Annotated in this window: 18 protein-coding genes; 11 read left to right on the forward strand and 7 right to left on the reverse strand. The window is 60.9% G+C overall.

The features are described from left to right. Window positions 1-11 precede the first annotated feature (11 nt). On the forward strand, window positions 12-1,157 hold the full coding sequence (locus tag QK293_RS04980) for an SRPBCC family protein (protein WP_282375968.1): 1,146 nt from the start codon (window positions 12-14) through the stop codon (window positions 1,155-1,157). After that, complete coding sequence (locus QK293_RS04985) at window positions 1,154-2,242, forward strand: SMP-30/gluconolactonase/LRE family protein (RefSeq protein ID WP_282375970.1); 1,089 nt, start codon at window positions 1,154-1,156, stop codon at window positions 2,240-2,242. Before QK293_RS04980 ends, QK293_RS04985 begins: the two co-directional genes overlap by 4 nt. Before the next feature lie 199 nt (window positions 2,243-2,441). On the opposite strand, the gene QK293_RS04990 is transcribed toward QK293_RS04985, so the two are convergent. Beyond that, window positions 2,442-2,684, reverse strand: coding sequence for a hypothetical protein (locus QK293_RS04990; RefSeq protein WP_282375974.1), 243 nt, complete (start codon window positions 2,682-2,684; stop codon window positions 2,442-2,444). 217 nt (window positions 2,685-2,901) lie between these two features. Here QK293_RS04990 and QK293_RS04995 point away from each other — a divergent pair, with 217 nt between their 5' ends. After that, window positions 2,902-3,423, forward strand: coding sequence for a DUF4142 domain-containing protein (locus QK293_RS04995; RefSeq protein WP_282375976.1), 522 nt, complete (start codon window positions 2,902-2,904; stop codon window positions 3,421-3,423). Window positions 3,424-3,475: 52 nt separating this feature from the next. Here the strand turns inward: QK293_RS04995 and QK293_RS05000 are convergent, their stop codons facing one another. After that, window positions 3,476-3,664 carry a hypothetical protein gene (locus QK293_RS05000; RefSeq protein WP_282375978.1) on the reverse strand — a complete coding sequence of 63 codons (189 nt, stop codon included), beginning with the start codon at window positions 3,662-3,664 and terminating at the stop codon, window positions 3,476-3,478. A gap of 174 nt (window positions 3,665-3,838) precedes the next feature. Here QK293_RS05000 and QK293_RS05005 point away from each other — a divergent pair, with 174 nt between their 5' ends. Continuing rightward, window positions 3,839-5,782, forward strand: coding sequence for a response regulator (locus QK293_RS05005; RefSeq protein WP_282375980.1), 1,944 nt, complete (start codon window positions 3,839-3,841; stop codon window positions 5,780-5,782). A 7-nt stretch (window positions 5,783-5,789) separates the two neighbouring features. Here QK293_RS05005 and QK293_RS05010 read toward each other — a convergent pair whose 3' ends face one another. The 3 genes from QK293_RS05010 to QK293_RS05020 form a co-directional block, all read right to left on the reverse strand. After that, a complete protein-coding gene (locus QK293_RS05010) occupies window positions 5,790-8,408 on the reverse strand; it encodes an excinuclease ABC subunit UvrA (protein ID WP_282375983.1) in 2,619 nt (872 codons plus the stop codon). A gap of 87 nt (window positions 8,409-8,495) precedes the next feature. Next, window positions 8,496-10,607, reverse strand: a complete 2,112-nt coding sequence (locus QK293_RS05015) for an ATP-binding protein (protein ID WP_282375985.1) — start codon at window positions 10,605-10,607, stop codon at window positions 8,496-8,498. Window positions 10,608-10,840: 233 nt separating this feature from the next. Continuing rightward, window positions 10,841-11,530, reverse strand: coding sequence for a GntR family transcriptional regulator (locus QK293_RS05020; RefSeq protein ID WP_282375987.1), 690 nt, complete (start codon window positions 11,528-11,530; stop codon window positions 10,841-10,843). Between the two features lie 140 nt (window positions 11,531-11,670). On the opposite strand from QK293_RS05020, the gene QK293_RS05025 reads away from it, so the two are divergent. From QK293_RS05025 to QK293_RS05055, 7 genes are all read left to right on the forward strand, one after another. Then, window positions 11,671-12,756, forward strand: coding sequence for an ABC transporter ATP-binding protein (locus tag QK293_RS05025; RefSeq protein ID WP_282375988.1), 1,086 nt, complete (start codon window positions 11,671-11,673; stop codon window positions 12,754-12,756). Window position 12,757: 1 nt separating this feature from the next. Further along, the gene (locus QK293_RS05030) at window positions 12,758-13,675 is read left to right on the forward strand and encodes an ABC transporter permease (protein WP_282375989.1); all 918 of its coding nucleotides are present in this window, start codon (window positions 12,758-12,760) and stop codon (window positions 13,673-13,675) included. Further along, complete coding sequence (locus QK293_RS05035; protein ID WP_282375990.1) at window positions 13,672-14,460, forward strand: ABC transporter permease; 789 nt, start codon at window positions 13,672-13,674, stop codon at window positions 14,458-14,460. Before QK293_RS05030 ends, QK293_RS05035 begins: the two co-directional genes overlap by 4 nt. Window positions 14,461-14,492: 32 nt before the next feature. Then, entirely contained in the window at window positions 14,493-15,545 is a 1,053-nt protein-coding gene (locus QK293_RS05040; RefSeq protein ID WP_282376089.1) for an extracellular solute-binding protein, read from the forward strand. Window positions 15,546-15,700: 155 nt separating this feature from the next. Next, window positions 15,701-16,897, forward strand: a complete 1,197-nt coding sequence (locus tag QK293_RS05045; RefSeq protein WP_282375991.1) for an amidohydrolase family protein — start codon at window positions 15,701-15,703, stop codon at window positions 16,895-16,897. Beyond that, window positions 16,894-18,381: an amidohydrolase family protein gene (locus QK293_RS05050; RefSeq protein WP_282375992.1), complete on the forward strand. Its 1,488-nt coding sequence runs from the start codon at window positions 16,894-16,896 to the stop codon at window positions 18,379-18,381. The genes QK293_RS05045 and QK293_RS05050 overlap by 4 nt, the downstream gene beginning before the upstream one ends. Window positions 18,382-18,393: 12 nt before the next feature. Beyond that, window positions 18,394-19,056 carry a flavin reductase family protein gene (locus QK293_RS05055; protein ID WP_282375993.1) on the forward strand — a complete coding sequence of 221 codons (663 nt, stop codon included), beginning with the start codon at window positions 18,394-18,396 and terminating at the stop codon, window positions 19,054-19,056. 20 nt (window positions 19,057-19,076) lie between these two features. Here the strand turns inward: QK293_RS05055 and QK293_RS05060 are convergent, their stop codons facing one another. After that, on the reverse strand, window positions 19,077-22,175 hold the full coding sequence (locus QK293_RS05060; RefSeq protein WP_282375994.1) for an error-prone DNA polymerase: 3,099 nt from the start codon (window positions 22,173-22,175) through the stop codon (window positions 19,077-19,079). Then, a complete protein-coding gene (locus QK293_RS05065) occupies window positions 22,151-23,566 on the reverse strand; it encodes a DNA polymerase Y family protein (RefSeq protein ID WP_282375995.1) in 1,416 nt (471 codons plus the stop codon). The genes QK293_RS05060 and QK293_RS05065 overlap by 25 nt, the downstream gene beginning before the upstream one ends. Between the last annotated feature and the right edge of the window lie 3 nt (window positions 23,567-23,569).

The raw sequence follows: 23,569 nt of genomic DNA on the forward strand, positions 1-23,569 counted from the left end.
AGGTGAACGCAGTGAGGCAGACCACCGAAGCATTCCGCGCTCGCTACCGCGCAGACATTCATCCGCTTTACAACCCATGGCTACACGGCGCCTTTGTGCTGCTGTTCGGGTTGCTGGCCATTGGTGGATTCTGGAGCACCGTGCATCAAGTTCAGCCATTGCAATGGCTGGCAATGCCGCTGGCCCTGCTGTTCTTCAACTTTGGCGTTTACAGCGTGCATCGGCACCTTGGGCATCACAAAAAAAGTTTCGCGCGGATGTTCTACGCCCGCCACGCGGGCGACCACCACAGTTTTTTCGCCCCCGGCCACATGACCTACGACAACGCCAGGGACTGGCGGGTAATTCTGTTTCCGGCCTGGCTGATCGTATTGCACACGGTTGTCATCACCCTGCCCATCTGGTGGCTGCTTAAGCAGTTCGACGCCAACGTCGCCGGAATGTTCGGCGGCTGCCTGGTCCTCGGATACCTGACCTATGAAGTGTTCCACGCCTGCGAGCACTTGCCACCCGCGAACCCCGTCACACGTTTACCGTGGATCCGCCAGATGCGCCGCCTGCACGAACTGCATCACCGTCGTGAGCTGATGCAGGAACGCAATTTCAACATCGTTTTTCCGCTGATGGACTACCTGTTCGGCACCCTCTATTGGGAACCGGAGCCGACCGACCTGCACTTGACGAGAACGCCCATGACGCGCATGCAGCATCAGATCGACATCGCTGGAAACCCGATTGACGTGCTCGCCTACGCCAGCACCGTGACCCGTTGGCCGGAGTGGCATCCATCGTCGCTCAAGGTTGATGGCCAGAACGGTCCGCTGCATGCCGGGGCGCGGTTTGAGGAAGACATCAAGGCTGGCGGGCGTGAGGGACACTTGATCTGGGAGGTTAACGAATACCTGCCAGGACGCCGCTGGAGTGCCTGGGCCCGAGGCGATCACGGGTTGTCTTTAGTGGTGACTTACGAGTGCGAAGCCTTGGGCGACAGCACACGTTTTGTCCGCACCCTGGAGTATCAGTTCAGCGGCCTGGCGATGCGCCTTGCCAACCGACTGCTGCTCAAGCGGCGTATCGATCGTGAGTCGGCAGCGTCGATGCTGGCGTTGCGCGAAATGGCGCAAAAACAGTGGGCCCCGGCAGGAGTCAGCGCGTGAGTCGAACCGTCAAGTTTCGCCATGTGGTGTTGCTGGTGATCGTTGCCATCGGTGCCTTTCTGCTGCTGATGCCGACCAAGGTTCAACCGGTGGCCTGGGCCCCGCCGCCGGCGCCCTCCCTCACCAGCGGAATCTACGCCGACAATCAGCGACTCAAAGGTGTGGAGCGCGTCGGCGCTACGGATATCGACGGGCCGGAAGCGTTGCTGCTGGAGGAAAACGTCCTCATCACGGGTTTGCATGACGGCCGACTAATACGTACAAGCCTCGACGGCAAGGTCACCAAGGTCCTGGCCGATACGGGCGGCAGACCCTTGGGCCTGGCCCGTCACCCCAACGGTCTGCTGGTAATTGCAGATGGGGTCAAGGGCTTGCTGTCACTGGACGCTCAGGGCCGATTGATTCCATTGACCACGACAGCCAATGGTGTGCCTTTCGGTTTCACCGACGACGTGGCCATCGACAAGTCTGGGCACTATGCCTATTTCAGTGATGCTTCCAGCCGCTTTGGCTATGGCAGGGACGGAGAGGCGATCATCGAGCACGGCGGTGACGGCCGCTTGCTGCGTTATGACTTCCAGACCGGCAAGACGGCGGTCTTGCTGGATAGGCTGGAGTTCGCCAACGGCGTGACCCTGGGACCGGACGATGCCTTTGTGCTGGTCAACGAAACGGGTGCCTATCGCATCAGTCGTTACTGGCTGAGCGGGCCGAAAACCGGCACCCACGATCTGTTCATCGACAACCTGCCAGGGTTGCCGGACAACCTCGCGTTCAATGGCCGCGACCGCTTCTGGGTGGCGCTTTATGCACCACGCAACGCACTGCTCGATGCCACCGCGCCGCATCCATTCGTGCGCAAGATGATCGTGCGAGCAATGACTGTCCTGCCTGAACCGGTGGAGAAACGCGCCTTCGCGTTGGGCCTGGATCTGGACGGTAAAGTGATCGCCAACTTGCAGGACGGCAGCCGCGACAACTATTCGCCGATCACTACTGTTCGCGAGTATGGGGAGTGGTTGTATTTCGGGTCGTTGAAGACCAAACATATGGCGCGATTGCCGTTGAGCAAGGCATTGCAATAAATGCAGGAGCGAGCGATTGCCATTACCGCGAATCCACCCTGCTCTTCACTGGAGAACTTTTCTTTGCCGGGGATGAGTGGATCGGTCATGGGGCACCTCGCATGGAGCCGTAAATTCGGACTCTGAACATTCGAGGTGCCGGTATTTATCGCCGTTCCAATTGTTCAGTCACCGATCGTCGGTGACCAGACAGGGCGCGTCAGGACGGCGTCTGGAGCCGATCAACGATCTGTTGCTTAACCAGCACGCGCTTCTCCTTGAGTTTCTTCAGTGCGTCATCGCTGGGCGCATCCGATTGGGCGGTTTCGCCCTTTACGACCTCGGCGTCCGCCTGCGAATACTTGTTGATCAGTGAATCCAGTAACGGATCCTTGGTGCGTTTTTGCTGGATATCTTCCTTTGAAAGTTTGAGATCCTGATAAAGGTCGTGTGGCACCGGCATGGAACACCTCCGTTTGTTGATCGGAGGCAAACGCGATCAATGGCGTTCACCAACCATCAGAATGGCCTTGGTTAGCGGGTTCTGTCGACCGCCTATCAGACCAGCGGTGCCCGTTCGTCGCCCTACCGCAAACGCAATAAAACCTTTGCCCACTCGTCGGCCTCCACAGATTAACGATCACTCGATCACCCATGAAAACCTGTGTGGAGAATAACCAATGGACGGATTTACCCTGCGCCACCTCACGTTGGCCGTTGCCTTGAGTACCAGCATGGGCACGGCTTTCGCTGCCACTTCCAATGACTTCGTCGACAGCGCGGCCGCGGGCGGTATCGCGGAAATCGAAACGAGCCGATTGGCCCTGGAAAAAAGTTCATCGGCGGACATCAAGAAATTCGCCAACATGATGATCACCGACCATTCCAAGGCCAACGATGAACTGGCGGCGCTGGCAAAAAAAAATGACATCGAAGTGCCGGACAACACCACGCTGGTCAAGCAGGCGAAAGAGAAAATCCTCGACATGCGCGATGAATCCTTCGATGCGGCGTACGCCAACAATCAGGTGAAGGCTCACGAAGACACCATCGAGCTATTCAAGAAAGAAGCCAATACGGTGACAGACGACAAAACCAAAGGCGCCACGGAGCTGAAAGGTTTCGCGCAAAAAATGCTGCCGGCGCTGGAGAAGCATCTGGATATGGCGAAAAAGCTCCAGGCTGCGCACCCCAGCAAATAACGCACCCACAAAAAAGGCCGCATCGTTTGATGCGGCCTTTTCAATGGCTTGACTAGCCGCCATCAGTGTCGATATCGGCATCGGTCTCATCCCCAGATTTTGGCCGATCGGGACTCGGCTTGAAACCCGGACTGAACTCATTATCGTTATCCGTGTGGATATTCTTCTGGTCAACCGCTTTGTCTGCGCTTTCGGGTTCGGCGGTTTTTGCGTCTTCTTCAAGACCACGGTCATCGTTCATAAGTACCTCATTCGTCACTGCAAATGCGCGGCTGAAACAGTCGCGCTTTGTAGATTCGAAACCTCCCCGGGGACAGGGTTCCATCGCAAAGGAAATTCAAGGTCAAAAGCCGCAACCCTTTGACTATGCTCAAGTGACGGACACTGACTGATCATCTCACCCTGGAGCCCGTCGATGAAGCGTGACATCCGTTTGCTGATCGTCGACAACAACGTCGCTACGCGCTACGCCCTGCGCCGGCGCCTGGAGCGCTACGGCTATGAAGTGCTCGAAGCCGGCACGGGTAGCGAAGGCCTGGAGCTGATCGAAAGCGTAGCGATCGACGCGCTGATCCTCGACGTCAATCTGCCGGACATGAGCGGTTTCGACATCGTGCGCAAACTGCGCGCCGAACCCGCCACCGCCCTGCTACCGGTGATTCACGTATCGGCGGCCTCGATCCAGACCGGCGACATCATCACCGGCCTGGACGCGGGTGCCGATGCCTACCTGATCCACCCGGTGGATGCGGATGTACTGCTCGCGACCTTGCGCACCTTGCTGCGGGTGCGTGAAACCGAAAATGCCCTGCGCGAAAGCGAGGCGCGGTTTCGTGAAATCTTTGTCAATGTGTCGGCGCCCATCGCGGTGCTGGACGCTGAGTTAAAGGTGCACGAATGCAACCATGCCTTCACGCAGCTGATTCAGGACAACCTCAACCCGGACGCCCTGCGCGAGTGCTTTGCCGAAGACCAGGACGCCGTCATCGAGGAACTGCGTCTGCGTCTGGCCTATGGCGAGCGCTGGAAAGGCACGCTGAGCATGCGGGTCCACGGCGAGGCTCGCGAAACCGAGTGGCAAATTTCGCCGTACCGCACGCCGGAACTGAGCCTGGTGTTTGTCGAGGATGTCACTGAACACCGTCACCGCGAACGCTCGCACCTGGCCCGGCTTGACGACGCCACCACCCAGTTGGCCAAAGAAGTCGCCGAGCGGGCGCGAACCGAAGCTCAGCTGCTGCAAGTGCAGAAAATGGATGCACTGGGCAAGCTGACCGGGGGCATCGCTCACGACTTCAATAACTTGCTGACCGGCATCATCACCAGCCTGGAATTGATTCTGAAACGGATCGCCGCCTCACGCACCGACAAGGTTCAGTTTTACGCCGAAGCCGCCTTGAACTCGGCCATGAGTGCCGCGTCCCTGACCCATCGCCTGCTCGCCTTCGCTCGCCAACAGCCACTCGATACCCGGCCCGTGGACATCAACGAGCACGTGCGTTCCCTTGAGGAACTGCTGGTGCGCACCATCGGCGAGCGCATTGCCCTGAAACTCGAATTGACCTCTAAACCCGCCATCGCCCTGGTCGACCCCATTCAGCTCGAAAGCGCGATGCTCAATCTGGTGATCAACGCTCGCGATGCCTTGCCCCAGGGCGGCAACATTTGGGTCAGCACCTATGCCGCCTATTCCCATGGCGACCCCAATCTGGCCGACGGTGCGTATGTCGCGTTTTCTGTGCGCGATGACGGTACCGGTATCGAACACAGCGTGATCGACAAAGTGTTCGACCCGTTTTTCACCACCAAGCCGCTGGGCCAGGGCACAGGACTGGGGTTGTCGACCCTCTACGGTTTCGCCCGGCAATCGGGTGGCGATGCGCACATCCGCAGCGTCGCCCGGCGCGGCACCGAAGTCACCCTCATGCTGCCGGCCAGTTCCGACTTCACGGCCGACGACGCCGAGTCAACCACCGTCGATCATCAGGGTGACGGCCAACATGTGTTGATCGTCGAGGACACGCCGTCGGTGCGCATGTTTGTGGCCGAAGTGTTGGTGGATGCCGGTTACCGTTGCACGCAGGTGGGCGACATCGAAAGTGCCCTCGAACGCCTGCAACACGACGACTCCATCGACCTGTTGCTGACCGACGTCGGTTTGCCACGCATGAGCGGCCGCGAGTTGGCCGATGTGGCACGGGGCTGGCGCGAAAAGCTGCCGATCCTGTTCATGACCGGTTATGCCGAAACCGCGATCAACCGTCAGGTGTTCCTCGGCAATGGCATGGAAATGCTGATCAAGCCGTTCCAGATCAATGAACTGCTGGACAAGGTTCGACGCACGCTGGACGGTTCGTGACCGATCATCAACCGAGGGTTCTGGCCAAAAACGGTGCGGTCCGGCTCTTCTTGCTTTTGGCGACTTTCTGCGGCGTGCCTGCAATAACAATCTTCCCGCCCTGATCCCCCGCCCCCGGGCCAATGTCGATCACCCAGTCACTCTGCGCAACCACGCGCATTTCATGTTCGACGACGATCACCGTATGCCCCGCCGTCACCAGCGTATTCAACTGTTCGAGCAAGCGATCGACATCCCTTGGGTGCAATCCGGTGGTGGGCTCGTCGAGCACATACAGCGTGGCCCCACGCTGGTTGCGTTGCAGCTCGGTGGCCAGTTTGATCCGTTGGGCTTCGCCGCCCGACAGCTCGGTCGCCGGCTGACCGAGGCGCAAGTAACCCAGGCCGATATCGCGCAGCACCTCCAGCGAGCGGTGAATACCCGGTTGTTCGGCGAATACCGTAACCGCTTCATCCACCGTCAACTGCAACACCTGGGCGATGTTCAAGCCTTGCCAGACGATCGCCAGCGTCTCGGGGTTGTAGCGCGCGCCGTGGCAGGTCGAGCATGGCGCATAGACGCTGGGCATGAACAGCAACTCGACGCTGACAAAGCCCTCACCTTCGCACGTCGAGCAACGGCCCTTGGCAACGTTGAAGGAGAACTGACCGGCGTCGTAACCCTCGGCCTGCGCCTCGGGAGTGGCGGCGTACAGTTTGCGCACGTTGTCAAACAGCCCGGTGTAAGTCGCCAGGTTTGAGCGCGGTGTGCGGCCGATGGGTTTCTGATCGACTTGCACCAGACGCTTGATCGATTCCAGCCCCGTCGTGACCTGACCGCCGCTGACTTGCGGTGCGTCGTCCTCAAGGCTCAACGCTTGCGGCTCGCTGTCACTTGCCGCGCGCCCGAGATGAGCGCCCACCAGCTCCAGCAACGCCTGGCTGACCAAGCTCGATTTACCGGAACCCGAGACGCCCGTCACCGCGGTAAAACAGCCCAGCGGAAACTCGACGCTGAGGTTGTTCAGGTTGTTGCGGGTGATGCCTTCCAGCCGCAGCCATTCGGTCGCCTGGCGGCTGGCTCGGGGCCGGGTGGCCTGCTCGGCGAACAGATAAGCACGTGTCTGCGAGTTCGTCACATCAGCCAAGCCTGGCGGCGGTCCGCTGTACAGGATCCGGCCGCCATGCTCGCCAGCCGCCGGGCCCACATCGATCAACCAGTCGGCGCGGCGCATGGTTTCCAGGTCATGCTCGACCACGAACAAGGTGTTGCCAGCGGCTTTCAAGCGTTGCAGGGCTTCGAACAGTGCCTCGCCATCCGCCGGGTGCAGACCGGCCGACGGTTCATCCAGCACGTAAATCACCCCAAACAACTGCGAACCCAATTGCGTCGCCAGGCGCAGACGCTGCAACTCACCGGACGACAGCGTCGGTGTGCTGCGGTCCAGCGCCAGGTAACCGAGCCCCAGATCAGTTAACGTACTGACCCGCTCCAACAAGTCTTGAGCGATCCGTTGCGCGGCCAGGCGTTTCTCCACAGACAGATTCGGTGTGTGGCGCACATCCGGCGCGTTGGCGTGGCCACTGGCGCCGTGGGCGACTCGCTGCTCACGGGCCTCGCGGGTCTGGCTGTGCGTCAACACCTCGCCCGCCTCGTCGGCCTGTTCGAGGTAACTGTGAGCGGCCACCGGCTTCAGCACTTGCGCCACTTGCAGCAACGGCATCTGCGACAATTCGCCGATGTCGTAACCGGCAAACGTCACCGACAACGCCTCGCGCTTGAGCCGTTTGCCGTCGCACAGCGGGCACGGGCTGCCGAGCATGAATTGAGAGACGCGCTTCTTCATCAGCGCGCTTTGCGAATGGCTGAAGGTGTGCAGGATGTAGCGCCGGGCGCCGGTGAACGTGCCCTGGTAACTCGGCTCCATCTTGCGTTTGAGCGCGACGTTGGTTTCTTCGGGGGTGAGCCCGGCGTACACCGGCACCGTCGGTGTTTCTTCGGTGAAGAGAATCCAGTCGCGCTGCTTTTTCGGCAGATCGCGCCAGGGTTTGTCGACGTCGTAACCCAGGGTCACCAGAATGTCGCGCAGGTTTTGTCCCTGCCAGGCGGTGGGCCAGGAGGCGACCGCGCGCTGGCGAATGGTCAGGCTCGGGTCCGGGACCATCAGGGCTTCGGTGACTTCATAAACCCGTCCCAACCCATGGCATTCCAGACACGCGCCCTGGGGCGTATTGGGCGAAAAGTCTTCGGCATACAGCATCGGCTGCCCCGGCGGATAACTGCCGGCCCGGGAGTAAAGCATGCGGATCAGGCTCGACAACGTCGTCACGCTGCCCACCGAAGACCGCGTGCTCGGTGTGCCCCGTTGTTGTTGCAGGGCCACCGCCGGCGGCAAGCCTTCGATGGAGTCGACGTCCGGCACCCCGACCTGATCGATCAGTCGCCGCGCATAAGGCGCCACGGATTCGAAATAGCGGCGTTGCGCTTCGGCGTAGAGGGTCGAGAACGCCAGTGACGACTTCCCCGAACCGGACACGCCGGTGAACACCACCAGGGCATCCCGGGGAATGTCGACATCGACGTTTTTGAGATTGTGTTCCCGGGCGCCGCGCACCCTGACCATGCCTGAGGGAGGGTTGGAAGTCATGGACCTGCCTTGGTTAAATAGCGGAAAGAACTCTGACGTTTGATCGTTCCCACGCTCCGCGTGGGAACGATCAACGATCAAATCGGGTTAGCCATTGAGCACCGTGCGGACCATCTGTGTGAGCGCCTCGGGACCATAGGGTTTGCTCAGCAGCCAGGTGTCGGGGCTGAGTTGGTGATTGCGCGAAATAATGTCACGGGTGTGGCCCGAGGTGAACAGCACGGCCACCGGCGGCGTCTGCACCTTGGCCCAGGCGGCCAGGTCCGAGCTTTTGATCAGGCCGGGCATGACCACGTCGGTGAAAATCAGGTCCACTGCCGCGCCCTCCAGCAACATCTGCATGGCGACGTCACCGTTGGCAGCCGTCAGGACTTGATAACCTGCTTCGCTCAGTAATTCCACCGCAGCGCTGCGCACCGCCTCGTTGTCCTCGACCACCAGAATGGTTTCGTGTCCGCCTCGTTGTTGCGGATCGTGAAGTGTCGTTTCGCTCTGCATCGGACGCAGGCTGCGAGGGAAATACAGTTGCACCCGAGTGCCCTGCCCGACCACGCTGGAAATCTCGATATGCCCGCCACTCTGCTTGACGAAACCGAACACCATGCTCAATCCAAGCCCCGTGCCCTGGCCGTCGGCCTTGGTGGTAAAAAACGGTTCGAAAGCCTGTGCGAGTACCTGCGGCGACATGCCGACACCCGTGTCAGCCACCGCTGCACAAACATAGTCACCGGCGACGATGCCCTTGCCTGCACAAAACTTGCTATCCAGGACAATGTTCTCGGCGCTCAGGTTAATGGTCCCCTCGCCTTTCATGGCGTCCCGGGCATTGATCGCCAGATTGAGGATGGCGTTTTCCAGTTGATTGCGGTCCACGTAGATGTGCCAAAGGGCTTCATCTGCGCAGACATTGATCTGGAGGGTTTCCCCCAGCGCTCGCTGCAACAATTCACCGAGTCCGTCAAAGACCTGCCGCAGATCGCAGACTGCTGGCGACAAGGGCTGACGACGGGCGAACGCGAGCAATTGCGAAGACAGTTTGGCGCCGCGCTCGACCGCGGCAATCGACGCACTGACCCGGCGCTGCACGTTGGCGTTGTCCGGTTCATGCCGCGCCAGCAAGTGCAGGTTGCCGGCGATCACCTGCAAGAGGTTGTTGAAGTCATGGGCCACGCCGCCGGTGAGGCCGCCGATGGCTTCGAGTTTCTGGGATTGACGCAGTTGTTCTTCAGCGGCCAGCCGCGCTTCGACTTCGTCGGCAACGCGTTGCTCCAGGTTGCGGGTGAACTTGAGCAAGGATTCTTCGGCGGTCTTGCGTTCGTGGATGTCGATCAACACCCCGGGAAAACGGAACGGTTCGCCCTGTTTATTGAACTCGCAGCCACCACTCGCTTGCACCCACAGATAACTGCCACCAGGGCGCTGGACCCGATACTCGGCGTTAAAGGGTTCGCCGGTTTCCACTGATTGATTGATCTGTTCCTGCACCCAACTGCGGTCATCGGGATGGATCTGTGCTTCGGCGATGTCCGTTGGCAAGTCGGTCAGGTTTTGCTCGGGCGGGTAAGAAAAGGTGCGGGCGAAACGCTCATCGCCGGAGAGCACATTACCCTTGATGTCCCAGACGAACGAGCCGAGCAAAGCCCCGGCATTGAGCGCCAGGCGCACCCGTTCGTTGTCGGCGTGATAGGCGTCCTCGGCGGCCTGACGACGGCGTTCGGAAATCACATGCTCGGTGGTCTCGACCACCATCGCCATGACCCCGGCCGGTTTCCCCTCATCATCAGCCACCGGGCTGTAATAGAGGTCCAGCCAGACGTCTTCGGGTATGCCGTCCCTCAAAAGCACAAACTCTTTATTGCGATAGGACAATGTGCCGCCGGCCAGGCAGGTGTCGACCACATGCCGATTGAACTCGGCGACTTCCGGCCAGCCCAGTTCCACCGGGGAGCCCAACAGGTAAGGATGTCGGCCACCGGCAAACGTCGAGTACGCATCGTTATAGATCATGTAACCCGCACGACCCCACAGCATCACCATCGGCAGTGGGGACGCGAGCATCAACTGCACCGCGCTGCACAGGCTTGCGGGCCAGGTGTCCATGCCCCCCAACTCAGTCACGCTCCAGTCGAACGCGCAGATACGCCTGGCCATTTCACCGTTCCAGCCGGCACACCTGTGGCTATCGTCTAGAAACTGCATCGACTGATTGTGTATCCCTGTAGATGAGCTGGCTTGAGGGATTGCAACGGCATGTGGACGGTGCGTGCCCGTTTGTTTCGAGCATTGCGGTCGCCAATGGTTTCATAGAGGTTAGCTGATTCTTCACCAGCAGATTTTTGTGGATTTTCCTGAGGAAAACCCTGTAGCAGCTGCCGAGCCTGCGAGGCTGCGTTCGCAGCCTCGAGGCTCGGCAGCTGCTACGGATCCCACCCTCACACCTCGATCAGGTGCTTGAGCGGGTGGTAGCCGGTTTTCAACGTGGCGGCGACGTCGAGGATCGCTTTCTCAATGCCATTCAAATGCATGCAAGTCAGTTCGATCGCGGCACTTTGATTGCCCGCTTCGATGAACTCGATCAGCCGCAAATGTTCATCGTCGCGGCAGGCTTCATGGCTGTCGTCATCCAGCGCGGCGGCGTACAGCGAGGCGCGGGATATCAGCTTGCGGAACCAGTCCAGCAGCACCGGGTTATTCAGGCTTTGCGCGAGTTTGATGTGGAACTCGCCGAGCAGATGAATCAGCCGCTCATGGTCGCCACTGCGGTGCGCTTCATCCTCCAGCAGCAAGTGATCACGCAAGTCCTGGGTCACGGCGGAATCACGCCGGCGGCAGAGTTCGGTGACGATGCCGATTTCGATCAGACGCCTGGTTTCGAACAACGAACGGATTTCTTCATCACTCGGCAACGACACCGACGCGCCTTTGTTGGGTTCGGTGGTGACCAGCCCGTCGGCCTCCAACTGTTTGAGTGCAGCACGAACCGACGTCCGGCTGACATTAAAAAGTTCGGCCAATGACGCTTCGCCAAGCTTCATGCCGGGACGCAATGAACGTTTGCTGATTGCCTCGTAAACCCCTTGGTAGACACGGTCGACCGTGGTCTCCAGTTTTTTCTCGGACATCTGAACACTCCTATTGCGCGAAACAACCGCCCCCTGGCGATGAGCAGCCATTGAAAAAGGGGGTTGCGCGAGCAGGTTAATCCGGGTATTTCTAAATTGCATCCAGATATTGCATACAATAATTAGAGGAATGCACCATTATGGGTCGTCCAGTCGCAATCGAAGTGCGTAATGTATCTAAACGGTATTCCGACGATCCGGGGTTGGCTCCAGCCCTCGACAACGTTTCAGTCGACATTACCGACAACGAATTCTTCACCCTGCTCGGCCCTTCCGGCTGCGGTAAAACTACCTTGTTACGCACCATCGCCGGTTTCGAACAGGTCAGCGAGGGCGAGATTCGTCTGGCCGGCGAACCGGTCAATGACTTGCCGCCGTTCAAGCGCCGGGTCAACACAGTGTTCCAGAGCTACGCGCTGTTTCCGCACATGAGTGTCGCGCAGAATATCGCCTTCGGCCTCGAGATGCAGGGTCTTGATCGCAAGCTCATCGCGCAACGGGTCGATGAGATGCTGGCACTGGTACAAATGCAACACCTGGCCAAGCGCACACCGGCCGAGTTGTCCGGTGGCCAGCAGCAGCGCGTGGCGCTGGCTCGGGCCCTGGCGCCGAAACCCAAAGTGCTGTTGCTGGATGAACCGCTGTCGGCGCTGGACTTGAAGCTGCGCAAGGAAATGCAGGTCGAACTCAAGCGCGTGCAGAAGGAAGCCGGGATCACCTTCATTTTCGTCACCCACGATCAGGAAGAAGCCCTGACCCTGTCTGATCGCATTGCCGTGATGTCCGCCGGCAAGATCCTGCAGATCGGTACGCCCAACGACATTTACGAACGCCCGCAGCATCAGTTTGTCGCCCAGTTCATTGGCGACATCAACTTTCTCCCCGGCCATCTCAAGCGCGGTCAGCAGAACGAAAAGCTCTTCGTGCCCAATGGCATGCCGGTGGAAATCCCCTGCCCGGCCCAAGGCTTCGACGGCGCGGCCGTGCAATTGGCCTTCCGCCCGGAGCGTTCGCAACTGGTCGACCCTACGCAACCGCATCACCTGCGCGGCGTGATTGAAGCGGTGTTGTATGTCGGCACCGCGACCCTTTACCAATGCCGATTGAACAACGACATCAAAGTCATGCTGCGCGAGAACAACGAAGGCCTGAACCGCGGCCGGGTGGTCGGTGATCGCGTCGCGGTCAACCTGCCGCCCCACGCCTGCCTGTTGATGGAGGCCTGAGATGAGCGTCAGCAGCACTTCTCCCGCCCTTAACCGTGCGCTGTTGCTCAGCCCGGTGGTTTTGACTTTGCTGGCGCTGATTGCCATTCCGCTCGGCATCATGGGCTACATCAGCCTATTGCCACGCAACGTTTACGGTGGCGTCGACTGGCAGGCCAACTGGCAATTGCAAAGCTACGTGCAGCTGTTTTTCCAGGAAGGTTTCGACGGTGAACTGGAACTGAACTGGGTCTACGCCCAGGCGCTGTTGCGCTCGGTGTTCCAGGCCGGTGGCACCACGTTGCTGTGTTTTCTGTTTGGCTTCCCGGTCGCCTTGTGGATGTCGAGCCTGACCCCGCGCCGGCGCAACCTCATGGTGTTGCTGATCACCATTCCGTTCTGGACCAACCTGCTGATCCGCAATTACGCCTGGCTGATCATCCTGCGCGAACACGGCTGGGTCGCCCAAAGCATTAATGCACTGTTCCCCCAGGCCGGTGGCATCACCCTGCTCTACAACGACTTCGCCGTCAGCGTCGGGCTGGTCTACAGCTTCCTGCCGTTCATGATTTTGCCGATCTACTCGACCCTGGAGAAACTCGACTGGCGTCTGGTGGAAGCGGCTTACGACCTTGGCGCCAACCGCTGGCACGCGTTGCGGCGGATCATTCTGCCGCTGTCGATGCCCGGCGTGATTGCCGGTGCGCTGCTGGTGTTCGTACCGAGCCTCGGCGCCTTCATCACCCCGGCGATTCTCGGCGGAGGCAAGACGCTGATGATCGGCAACCTGATCCAGCAACAGTTCGGCACCGCGCGCAACTGGCCGCTGGGCAGTTCGTTGTCGTTCCTGCTGCTGGGGATTCTGCTGCTGTCCCTGGTGCTTTACGCCCTCTATAGCCGCAAGGCCGCCAAGAACCTGCGTCGGGGAGCCACCGCATGATCGCCCTGCACTTGAAAAAACTGCCACTGACCCGTGAATTCAGCCTGTTGATCCTGGCCTACCTGTACGTGCCGATCTTTGTGCTGATCGCCTACAGCTTCAACGCCAACCGCTCGGCAACGGTGTGGACCGAGTTCTCCTTCGCCTGGTACGGACGGATTCTGGCGAACCCGTCGATCCAGACCGCCGCGTTGAATTCGATCATCGTCGCCAGCATCGCCACGGTCTGCGCCACGGCCATTGCGTTGCTCGCAGCGCTGGCGACCTATCGGCCGTTTTACGGACAGAAGATGATCGAGGGCGGGATCAACCTGCCACTGATCCTGCCGGAGATCGTCACCGCCGTGGCCACCCTGCTGCTGTTCATGGCGCTGGGGATCAAGCTCGGTTTGCTGACGGTGATTGTCGCGCACATCGGCTTCTGCATTCCCTTCGCGTACCTGCCGATCCGCGCGCGGCTCAATGACCTGGACAAGAGCTTGCTGGAGGCGGCGAACGATTTGTACGCCAACCCGTGGCAGGTGTTTCGCCGGGTCACCTTGCCGCTGCTGTGGCCAGCGGTGTTGTCCGGGTCGGTGTTGGCGTTCGTGGTCAGCCTCGACGATTTCATCATGACCTTCTTCGTCGCCGGCCCCGGTTCGACAACGTTGCCGGTGTACATCTTCTCGGCGATCAAGTCCGGTGTCACGCCGGAGATCAACGCGATCTCGACCCTGATGCTGGTGATTTCCATCGTGCTGGTGGTGCTGGCCTTCTGGCTGGGACAGCGCGGCAAAAACCAATGAGTCTGGAGCCTGCTGTTATGAATAGAAAGCCTATGAAACTGAAAAGCATGCGTTACGGCGTCGCCGGTCTGGCCCTCAGTTGCTTCACCGTTTTCACCGCACTGGCCGCCGAGCCCAAGCAATTGTTCTTCTACAACTGGACCGACTACTACCCGGTGGAACTGCTGGCCAAGTTCGAAAAGGAGACCGGGATCAAGGTCACCATGGACGGCTACGACAGCAATGAAACCTTGCTGGCCAAGTTACAGGCCGGTGGCGCGGCGTACGACGTGATCGTGCCGTCGCAGTCGATCATGCGCACGTTGATCAACCAGGACCTGCTGCTGGAAATCGACGCCGCGTCCCTGCCCAACTTCCAGTACGTCAAACCGGCGTTCCGCAACCCGAGTTTCGACCCGGGCCGCAAATTCTCCGCACCGTACCTGTGGGGCACCACCGGGTTTTCCTATGACAGTGCGCGGGTGCCCGGCGGCAGGCTGGACGATTCGTGGAAAGAATTCTTCGAACCGCGCAAGGAACTCAAAGGCCAACTCGCCGCACTCGACACCTCCAGCAGTGTGATCAACGCGGCCAGTCATTACCTGAACGTCGACGAATGCAGCGAAAACCCGCAGGACGCCAAGCGCATTCTGGAGCTGCTGCAAAAACAGAAACCGCACTTGAAGATGTACAGCTCGGACAACACCGTCGACCGCATGGCTTCCGGTGAGGTGATCATGATGCAGAACTGGAACGGCTCTACCGCCCGGGCCACGTTGCAAAAAAGCACCATCAAGTACGTGTACCCGCGCGAAGGCCTGGCCATGTTCCAGGACAACTTCGCCGTGCCGAAAAGCGCCCCGCACCCTGGCAACGCGAAGATCTTCATCGACTGGATGATGAAGCCGGAAAACGCCGCGGCCGTGTCCAACGCCATCGCCTACGACAACGGCATTCAAAGCGACAAGTTGATCGACGCCAAATGGCGGGTCATGGACGCCATCAACATGCCCGACGAGTTTGCCTCGCGCCTGCGCCCGGAAAAAGAGTGCAGCAACAAGGCGCGTGAGCTGCAGGATCGGATCTGGTCGAAGCTCAAGGGTTGATTGACTGGCTTGAGACCGAGTCGCGGCCTTCGCGGGCAAGCCTCGCTCCTACGGGATTCGGGTTGAATCACAACGTTGTGATCGACAACGAACTGTAGGAGCGAGGCTTGCCCGCGAAGAGGCCAGCGAATACACCACCCAATTTGAGGCTTGATATGACCCAACCCCGCTGGCTGCGCAATGTGCGGCCCTACGGTTCAACCGCCAAAGACCTGCTGATCGAAAACGGCCTGTTCAAGCAACACCGCCCGGCATCGACTGCGGTCCTCACCGCCACCGACATCGACGGCCAAAACCAGCTCCTCACCCCTGCCCTGGTTGAAAGCCACATCCACCTGGACAAAACCCTCTGGGGCCAACCCTGGCGTGCGAACAGCGCCGGGCCGACGCTCAAGGATTACATCGCCAACGAGCGCCGCGTGCTGCGTGAAGTCGACGCGCCCATCGCTCAACGCGCCGGCGCGCTGCTGGAAAACTGCATCGCCCGTGGCTCGCTGACGATGCGTTGTCACGTCGATATCGACCCGGAATTCGGCCTGCGCCATGTCGAGGCCATGCAGCAACTGCGCGAAAGTTACCGCGACCTGATCGACCTGCAACTGGTGGTGTTCCCGCAAACCGGCCTGATCAGCCGCCCCGGCACCGCCGAACTGATGCGCGAAGCCATGGCCCTGGGCGTTGAAAACGTCGGTGGCCTCGACCCTTGCGGCATCGACAACGACCCGATCGCGCAGCTCGACTTCGTGTTCAAACTGGCCAGCGAATTCGAGCGTGGCGTCGACATTCACCTGCACGACAAGGGAGAACTGGGCCTGTGGCAGATCGCGCGGATCGCCGATTACACCGAGCGCTTCGGGTGTCAGGGTCGGGTGATGATCAGCCACGCCTACTGCCTTGGGATGTTGCCGTGGAGCCAGGTTAAACCGGTGGCCGAGCGTCTGGCGGCACTGAACATCTCGTTGATGAGCTCGGCGCCGGCCGATTGTGCGGTGCCGCCGTTCCTCGCCCTGCGCGAGGCCGGGGTGAATGTCTGTCTGGGTTCGGACGGCATTCGCGATGCCTGGTCGCCCATGGGTAACGGCGACATGCTGGAACGGGCGATGTTGTTGGCGTTCCGGTTCGACTTGAACAAGGACGATGAACTGGCGGCGGCGTTCGAAGCGGCGACGGTGAATGGTGCTCGGGCGTTGGGTTGTGAAGGGTATGGGGTGGAGATCGGCCAGCCGGCGGACTTTTTGCTGATGCCGGTGCAAACGCTGGGTGAGGCGGTGGTGTCGCGGCCGGTGCGCCAGGTTTATCGCGGCGGCGAGCTGATCGCTTCCGGCGGCCAACTGCTGGACAGTCGCTTGTGAAACGGATTGCTTTGAAAGCCCGCTGCGTGGTCGGGTTCGACGGCACACAGCATGTGCTGTGGCGCGACGGCGAAGTGGTGTTCGAAGGTTCGCACATCGTGTTTGTCGGTCGTGATTATCCGGGCCCGGTGGATCAGTGGATTGATTACGGCAACGCGTTGATCGGTCCGGGTTTTATCGATCTGGATGCGCTCGGGGATCTTGATTCGACGGTGCTGACGCTGGACAACGGCGATGAACGCGACATGGGTCGGATGTGGTCCGAGGACTATCTGGCGAGCGGTCCGCGGGAGAGTTACACCGCGGATGAAGAAGTCTTCAAGTACCGCTATGCCTTCACTCAGTTGATCCGCAACGGCATCACCACCGCCATGCCGATCACCTCGATGTACTACCGCGAGTGGGCCGAGACTTACGACGAGTTTTCTGCGGTGGCCGGTGTCGCTGCCGAGTTGGGGCTGCGAACTTACCTCGGTCCCTGCTACATGAGCGGCATGAGTTACTGGCGCGCTGACGGAACCTTGGGGCACCACTGGGACGAAGCGCGTGGAATGGCCGGGCTCGATGCGGCTGTTCGGTTTTTCCATGACTTCGACGGTGCTCACGAGGGTTTGATTCGCGGCGCGCTGCTGCCGGACCGCATCCAGACCTGCACCCCGGCCCTGCTGCAACGCACCGCTGCGTTGAGTCGGGAACTGAACGCGCCGATGCGTTTGCATTGCTGCCAGGGGCTCGGTGAAGTGGCGATGGTCGAGCAACTGCGCGGCGTATCGCCCCTGACCTGGTTGCAGCAACTGGACCTGTTGACCCCGCGCAGTCTGTTACCCCACGGCATCTACACCTCTGGTGATGACGATCTGCAACGCGTGGTGGATGGCGGCGCGAGTCTGGTGCATTGCCCAGTGGTGTTTGCCCGTGACGGCGAGGCGCTGAACTCTTTCGGTCGCTATCGGGCCAAGGGCGTCAACTTCGCCTTGGGCACTGACACTTGGCCGGCGGACCTGCTGGAGAACATGCGCCAGGGTCTGAACATCGCGCGATTGATGGAGGGCGATGGTGCTTTGACCAGTACGTTGGACTTTTACAACGCCGCCACGCTCGGTGGCGCCAAAGCCTTGGGCCGAGACGATCTCGGCCGTCTGGCGCCGGGGGCCAAAGCCGACATCACGGTGTTCAGCCTTTGCGGCCTGCATTTGGGGCCGCTGTTCGACCCACTGAAAAACCTGGTATTGGCCGGGCGCGGTGACGATTGCATCGCCAGCTACATCGACGGCCGCTGCGTCATGCAAAACGGTCAGGTTCAAGGCGTCGACTACCCCGCCCTGCAACGCCAGGCCCAACAACAATTCGAAAAACTGATGCGCAGCCACAGCGACCGGGCCTTCGGCCAACCGGACTGGAAAGGCCTGTTCAAACCGGCCATCCCGTTCGCTGATGACTACAGCGCACACGCGCCGCTGAGCGCGATTGATCCACTTCTTTAGAGAGTTCTGCCCATGCAAAGCTTCGACTTCAGCCAATTGAGTCCGCGAGACAAGTACAAGATTCTGATCGGCAGCGTGGTGCCACGGCCGATTGCCCTGGTCACCACCATCGACGGTGAGGGTCGGATCAACGCCGCGCCCTTCAGCTTCTTCAACGCCCTCTCGGCCGACCCGCCGATCCTCGCGCTAGGCGTGGAAAACTACGGAGACCAAAGTCCCAAGGACACCACTCGCAATATCCAGCTCAACCAGGAATTCACCGTAAACATCGTCAGCGATGCCCTGGTGGAAGCCATGAATGTCTGCGCCGTGCCGTTTGCCCCCGGTTTCGACGAGCTGACTGCCGCCGGCCTTACCGCCATTCCCGGCACCACGGTCAAATGCCCACGAATCGGCGAAGCACCGGTGGCTCTGGAGTGTCGGCGGATGATGGCGCTGTCCATCGGGCAGTCGCGGGAGATTATCTTTGGCGAAGTGCTGATGGCCCATGTGCGGGATGAATTGATCGACCCGAAAACCCTGTATATCGATCAGCTGGGGCTGGATGCGATTGGGCGGATGGGTGGGCATGGGTATGCGCGTACTCGGGATTATTTTGACTTGCCGACACGGTCGTTGCAGGCGTGGACGGATGCCCCGGGGGGTGGGGAGCGGTTTTGGCCTTTGGGTAAATGAGGGCGTGATCGTTCCCACGGCTAACGAAAATCCCGGCTGCGCACACTGATGCCGTCGAGCAATGGACTCAGGTCGCTCAACCGTCCGGCAATCAAATGCCGCACCTCGCCTTCCTTTTCCCAGCGCCCATCAACCTTGAGCAATTGCGAGCCGACCAACACCTGGCGCTGCCGGTCGGCCAAGTCGCGCCAGACCACCACGTTGACGTTGCCGAACTCATCTTCAAGGGTGACAAAGGTCACGCCACTGGCGGTACCCGGCCGTTGCCGACCGGTCACCAGCCCGGCGACGCTGACCGGTCTTCCATGCTCGACATCCAGCAGCTCCTTCGAACTGCGGCAACGCCGGGCCTTCAATTCACCCCGCAACAACGCCAGCGGATGCGGACCGAGCGTGGTGCCGACACTGGTGTAATCGGCTAGCAGGTCCTCGCCCACGGTGGGTTTGGGTAACGACACCGCGCCCTCCTCCTGACTCGGCAGACCGGTAAACAAGCCGAGCTGTTTCTGTACACCCGCCACTTCCCAGCGCGCCCGATGACGGTCGCCGGCCAGCCCACGCAGCGCACCGGCATCGGCCAGTTGCTCCTGGGCGCGGGCATCGAGTCGTGCCCGCTCGCCGAGGTCGGCAATGTCGACAAACGTCCCCTTCGACCTCGCCGTTTCGATGCGCCGGGCATCGTCCTCGCGAAAACCCTTGATCATCCGCAACCCCATGCGAATCGCCGGCTGGGCACCGGTGATCGGTTCGAGGCTGCAATCCCAGTCACTGGCGCGCACGTCCACCGGGCGAATCTGCAAATGATGCCGGCGCGCGTCCTGCAGAATCTGGTCCGGGCTGTAGAAACCCATGGGCCAGCTGTTGATCAGCGCACAGGCGAAGGCCGCCGGCTCGTGGCATTTCAACCAGCAACTGGCGTAAGTCAGCAAGGCGAAACTGGCGGCGTGTGACTCGGGAAAACCGTAGCTGCCGAAGCCTTTGATCTGCTCGAAGATCTGCGCGGAAAATTCTGCCGTGTAGCCGTTTTTCTTCATCCCGGCGGCCAGGCGATCCTTGTGCGGTTCGAGCCCGCCGTGGCGTTTCCAGGCCGCCATGGAGCGGCGCAACTGATCGGCCTCGCCGGGGCTGTAGTCGGCGGCGACAATCGCAATCTGCATGACCTGTTCCTGAAACAGCGGCACACCCAGCGTGCGCTTGAGCACGGTTTCCAGTGCCGGTGACGGATAGACCTCGGGTTCTTCCTTGTTCCGGCGTCGCAGGTACGGATGCACCATCCCGCCCTGAATCGGCCCCGGACGGACGATCGCCACCTCGATCACCAGGTCATAGAAGGTCCGGGGTTTGAGCCTCGGCAGCATCGACATCTGCGCCCGGGACTCGATCTGGAACACGCCGATGGTGTCGGCACGACCGATCATGTCGTAGGTTTGCGGGTCTTCGGCCGGGATCGTCGCCAGGCTCAGGTCCCGATGGCGATGGCGGCGCAACAGATCGAAACAGCGGCGGATCGCACTGAGCATGCCCAACGCCAGAATATCCACCTTGAGCAGCCCGACCGCGTCGAGGTCATCCTTGTCCCACTGAATGATGGTGCGCTCGGCCATGGCGGCGTTTTCCACCGGGACCAGGCTGTCCAGAGGCTGCTCGGAAATCACGAAACCGCCGGGGTGCTGGGACAGGTGTCGAGGGAAACCGATCAGCTGCCCCGTCAGGCTCAGCACCCGGCGCAATACCGGGCTCTCGGGATCGAACCCGCCTTCAAGCAGGCGTTCCACGGGCGGTGTTGCATCACTCCAGTGGCCACAGCAATCGGCCAGGGCGTTGATCTGATCCGGCGGCAACCCCAAGGCCTTGGCCACATCACGCACCGCGCCGGCCGCGTGATACGTGCTGACCACCGCCGTGAGCGCCGCGCGGGTCCGGCCATAACGCTGGAACACGTACTGCAAGACTTCTTCGCGACGCTCATGTTCGAAATCGACGTCGATGTCCGGCGGCTCGTTGCGTTCCCTGGAGAGAAAGCGCTCGAACAACAGCGTGGTGCGATCCGGATCGATTTCCGTGATCCCCAAGGCAAAACACACCGCCGAGTTGGCCGCCGAACCACGGCCCTGACACAGGATTTTTTGCTCACGGGCGAAACGCACAATGTCGTGAACCGTCAGGAAATAGCTTTCGTAGCCCAGCTCGGCGATCAGCTCCAGTTCCTTGTCGATCTGCGTCAGCACCTTGGCCTGCGGGCCTTTTGACCAACGCCACGCGATGCCCTCTTCGGTCAAATGACGCAGCCAGGACGTGGCAGTCTGGCCTTGCGGTACCAACTCCCGGGGATATTGATAACGCAACTGACCGAGGTCGAAGGTGCAGCGTCGGGCGATGTTCAGCGTTTCGTCGAGCAGTGTTTGCGGATAGATCGATTGCAGCGCATCGAGACTGCGCACATGCCGCTCGCCATTGGGATGAAGACGCAACCCGGCCTCCGCCACCGGCACGTGATGACGGATCGCAGTCATGGTGTCCTGCAAGGCGCGCCGGCCGCGAGCGTGCATGTGCACATCGCCGCTGGCCACTGCCGGGATTCGCAGTTCGCCCGCCAGGGTCAGCAGCGCAGCCAGCCGTCGTGTATCGTCCTGGCCGCGATGTAGCTGGACGGCCAGCCACAGGCGTTCGGCGAAGGTCTGCTTCAGCCAGTGGCCCTGTTCAACGTCATCGACAGCGTCCGGCACCCACAACGCCAACAGCCCCGGCAGGGGTTCGCTGAAGTCTTCCCGCAGCACTTGATACTGGCCTTTCTGCGTTCGGCGTCGGGCTCGGGTAATCAGTCGGCACAGGGTTTGGTAACCCTCGAGGTTTTCCACCAGCAGCACCAGTTTCGGGCCGTTCTCGATCCGCACTTCGCTGCCGATGATCAACGGCAGCTCCACGGATTTGGCCGCTTGCCAGGCGCGGACGATACCGGCCAGGGTGCATTCATCGGTGATTGCCAAGGCCTGATAGCCCTGTTTTTTCGCCCGCTGAAACAGTTCGAGGGCACTGGAAGCACCGCGCTGGAAACTGAAGTTCGACAGGCAGTGCAGTTCGGCATAGTCGATGCTCATGCGAACCACCCCTGCAGCCACAACCGGCCGTCCTCACCGACCGCACGATAGGCCCAGCCCTGCTGGCCGGAGCGGGTTTCAATCAGGAAATAATCGCGGCGCACATCGTCACCGTCCCACCACCCGGACTCGATGCGTTCCGGCCCCATCAGGATGCGTGTCGAACCTTCGTGCACCGCCAGCGGTTCAGTCAGCAGCCAGCCCGGTCGTTGCACTGCAGGCAGCCCGCCACAGCGCTGACTGTCGACACTGGCCTGCCACGCGCATTCCGGCCGGTGATCGGCCTGGAACCGCAAACCCTGCACCGCGCCATCTCCCAACCGCGCCCGCAAGCGTTCGCGCAGTTGCTCCCAGGGCAAGGACTGCTGCGGACGGTCGTCGAACAGCTCCTGATACTGGGGAACGAAGGCCGGCAAGTCTTCGGCGCGCAGACGAAAACCGCGCACCGGGGCCTCGACCTGAACCTGTTCCAGCCGCCCTCGGGCCAGTTCGAAGAGCATCGCCGGATCACGTTCGGCGCTGAGCAGGCCGACCTTGATGAGGGTGTCCGGCAACCCGGCATGCTCCAGGTGCAGGTCGAAACGCTGCACGCCGCTGTCCCGCCCGCAAAGAAACGCCGACAGGTCACCGGTCAATCGGCGTAACGGAAACAGCAGCGCCTGATGGGACTGCACATCGAAGTTGAGCTCGATGCGCACATCGAAGCGGTCCGGCGGCAGATAGAACGCCAGCGCCAGCTGCCGTAACCCGAGCAAGGTGTCCAGATGCTTGAGCACCTGGGCCTCGAAACGCCGGGCCAGACTATGGCGAGGCAACGCCTGAACCTGACTCAAAGTGCGCAGCCCCATGCGCGACAACGCCGTGGCGACGCTGGTCTCCAGCCCGATCCGGTCGATGGGCAACTGCCCAAGATGATGGTGCAAGGCTTGATCGTCGGGCACCACCAGACCGTCATACGCGTTGGCCAGCACCCGCGCGGCCGCCGGGTTGGGCGCGGCAACAATCCGATGGCGAAACCCCAGTTCGCCGAGCTCGGTCCGTAACCGCGCCTCGAATTGCGGCCAGGCGCCGAACAATCCCAGGCTGGACTCGATTTCAAACACCACCGCACGCGGGTAATGCACGCTGACCTGAGCGCTGAAGCGGTAGGCCCATGCAGCCAGAAACTGCTGCCAGTGTTCGATCTCGGCGGCATCGTATTCGGCCGTGGCAAACCCTTTGCTCAGCGCCTGCGCGGCGGTCATCGACTGGCCGGGACGCAAGCCCAGCGCCCGCGCCGAACCGTTGACCGCCTGCAACACCCGACGCTGGGCCGGGCCGGTCAACAGCGCCAGCGGCGCATCGGGATCGGAGCGCTGACGCAGTACCGCGTCCAGCGCCAATTGCGGGAAAAGAATGCAGACCCAGCGCATGGC

This window comes from Pseudomonas sp. AL03 (assembly GCF_029960815.1).
Lineage (GTDB): Bacteria > Pseudomonadota > Gammaproteobacteria > Pseudomonadales > Pseudomonadaceae > Aquipseudomonas.